We start from the raw sequence: 2,466 nt of genomic DNA, 5'->3' as shown, positions 1-2,466 counted from the left end.
CTACCGCCTGATCACTGTCTCAAATCGTGGGTCCACTTTAATGTGCAGGAGAGATGTCGCTGGACTAACTCCGTGGGTCAGCGGAAGCCCTGCTCGCATGGCCCATGCAGCGCGAGCGCGTTAGCGTTCTCACAATCATTGCCGTACTCCGGCACGCCTTATATCAAGATTCCGATGCCCACACACACTAAAAGTACGCAGACCATATGCTTCAGCGTCTCTTTTGAAACAGGAGGCTGGCGATTCGCTGCAAAAATAGTCACTGCCAAAGCGACTGGAAGAGCTTCTGCTGCCAGTTGAATCGCCAGCAGGCTTACCTGTCCCGAGATCCCCATCACTAGTAGTCGCAGCACTGCGCCAACTCCAAAACTGAATATCAGGGACTCCTGAATGACCTCTACTGACCAGGGCTGACGATAGACTACATACACCATCGGCGGGCTCGCTGTTGCGAACATGCCGCCAAGCACGCCGGACAATGCACCCACGAACGCAAAGGTCTTGGCACCTGACGGAGCCGGGTACGGCTTCGCCGCCTTCCAAAGAAGGATTGCACATCCGACCACACAGATGCCGAGTAACGTGCGTAACGTCTGGAATGCGTGAGTAGCCGTGAACGTAAGCAAGGCCATGCCGATAAGCGAGCCTCCCAGACTGCAAGCAACGACAGGCTTGATTGCAGGCTGGATCCTCAGCGGACGCCGCTTGTACAAGAACAGTGCTGCGTTGACTATGATGATAATGGTTACCGCATTTACCGCATCCGGCAGCGGTACGATATTGGTCAGCGCGACCAGGCCCAATAGCACCAGTGCCAGGGCGAAGCCGGTAAGATTTGACGCATACACCGATATCGCTACAAACAAAACGAATAACACATGCGCTTGAATTTCTGTATCTCCCAGCCAGAATCAATGTCTCCGAGCGATCGAGGATGCCGGTCACAACGACTTATTTACTCGCTCCTTTGACTACGCGGCCTTCATGGGCAACGGTACGCTGGGAAACCGCGACTAGTGAATGGGCGCTCGCGCGAAGTCATGCGTGGACGTTCGTGTAACCAGAAATAAAGGTCTTCTCGGCGCCTGTCTGCTCGTCGTACACATGACGAGAAATCTTGCCGATGTTACCGCCATATACGTGGATGCTGATCGACACCCTGTCGTCGTAGGCATTTGCGACGCGGTGAATGTCTCCAATTGACGGGGACACGCGATCGATGTGACCGGGCTCAAGAAATTCTTTACCGAGGGAGCGCATCGGCTTTCCAGGCGCTTCGACCTCAAATCGCTCCGAAGTCTCGGAACCACGAAGCATACCGATGAGTGCCCAGACGGTGTGATCATGCACGGGGGTCTTTTGACCCGGCCCCCAGACAAAGCTGACGACCGAGAATCGGTCCCGCGGGTCGGCATGAAGCAGATACTGGCCGTAGTATTGGGGATGTGGTTGCGCGAACTCCTCCGGCAGCCAGTTGTCTACCGCAACCAGTTCGCCGAGAAGCTTCTCTCCAGCGTCGAGAATTCGCTGCTCATCGTTGGCACCGGCATCTACGATTTGGGTCATTTCAGCGATGAAGTCGAGAAAAACCTCGGGAAGGTTCATTTGATGTCTCCTGTCTAGTTGCGCATCGGGCGCGCCCGACCCCGAAGGATGAAGCGGGCTTGGCGCCGGTGAATTGCGCTGTGACGGTAATAAGATAGTAGTCGGTGTCGGGAACGGACGCATTACCGAGCACCACCGCACGATGCTGAAACTGCACCTGGACATCATTGGCGCACTGGAGCACACGCTGGCCGAACTCGACGCAGTCGTGGGAAAAGCGCTGGCGCCGATCCGACACCGCGCCCGCCTGCTGACCACGATCCCCGGGGTTAGCGACTTGACCGCTCAGGTCCTCTTGGCGGAGATCGGCGTCGACATGACGCGCTTTCCCGACGCCGGCCACCTGGTGTCGTGGGCGGGGCTGTGCCCGCGCAACGACGAGAGCGCCGGAAAGCGGCGCAGCACGCGCGTGCGCAAGAGTGGCACCTGGCTCAAGACCGCCCTGGTGACGGCGGCCTGGGCTGCGGTACGGGTCAAAACCAGCTATCTGCACGCTCAGTTCCTGCGTATCAAAGCCCGCCGCGGTGGCAAGAAGGCCATTCTCGCGGTGGCCGCTTCCATGCTCACGGCCGCCTACCATATGCTCCGCGATGGCGTTGAGTACGCCGACCTTGGTCCCGACTACTTCAATCGTCACGACGTCAACAAGACCATCCGTCGCCTGCTCAAACGCCTCGCCGACCTCGGATGTCAAGTCGATCCTATGCCTCACGTTGTTTAACGCTTCCTACTAGTCGTACGTTGGTAACCGTCCGACGGTCAGCGNTCTTGACGAGGAGGTTACTTTCAGGCGGTGTTCGAGCGGATCTGCTCAGCCATGGCCCATGGCAGCAGTTCGCTGACGCGATTGACGGGGTGGTC

Annotated in this window: 2 protein-coding genes and 1 pseudogene; 1 reads left to right on the top strand and 2 read right to left on the bottom strand. The window is 57.8% G+C overall.

Features of this window, described 5'->3' with window-relative positions; translation table 11 throughout:
- Window positions 1-158: 158 nt before the first annotated feature.
- Window positions 159-878, bottom strand: coding sequence for a TSUP family transporter (locus A3A5_RS0117695; RefSeq protein ID WP_018311875.1), 720 nt, complete (start codon window positions 876-878; stop codon window positions 159-161).
- 160 nt (window positions 879-1,038) lie between these two features.
- Window positions 1,039-1,605, bottom strand: coding sequence for a hypothetical protein (locus A3A5_RS0117690; protein WP_018311874.1), 567 nt, complete (start codon window positions 1,603-1,605; stop codon window positions 1,039-1,041).
- Window positions 1,606-1,720: 115 nt separating this feature from the next.
- Here A3A5_RS0117690 and A3A5_RS38830 point away from each other — a divergent pair.
- Window positions 1,721-2,326: pseudogene (locus A3A5_RS38830) on the top strand (transposase); the annotation flags it as partial.
- Between the last annotated feature and the right edge of the window lie 140 nt (window positions 2,327-2,466).

Origin of the sequence: Cupriavidus sp. UYPR2.512 (genome assembly GCF_000379565.1) — a bacterium.
GTDB lineage: Bacteria > Pseudomonadota > Gammaproteobacteria > Burkholderiales > Burkholderiaceae > Cupriavidus.
The sequence above is the reverse complement of the archived record's forward strand: the minus strand, read 5'-3'. Positions and strand labels throughout refer to the sequence as shown.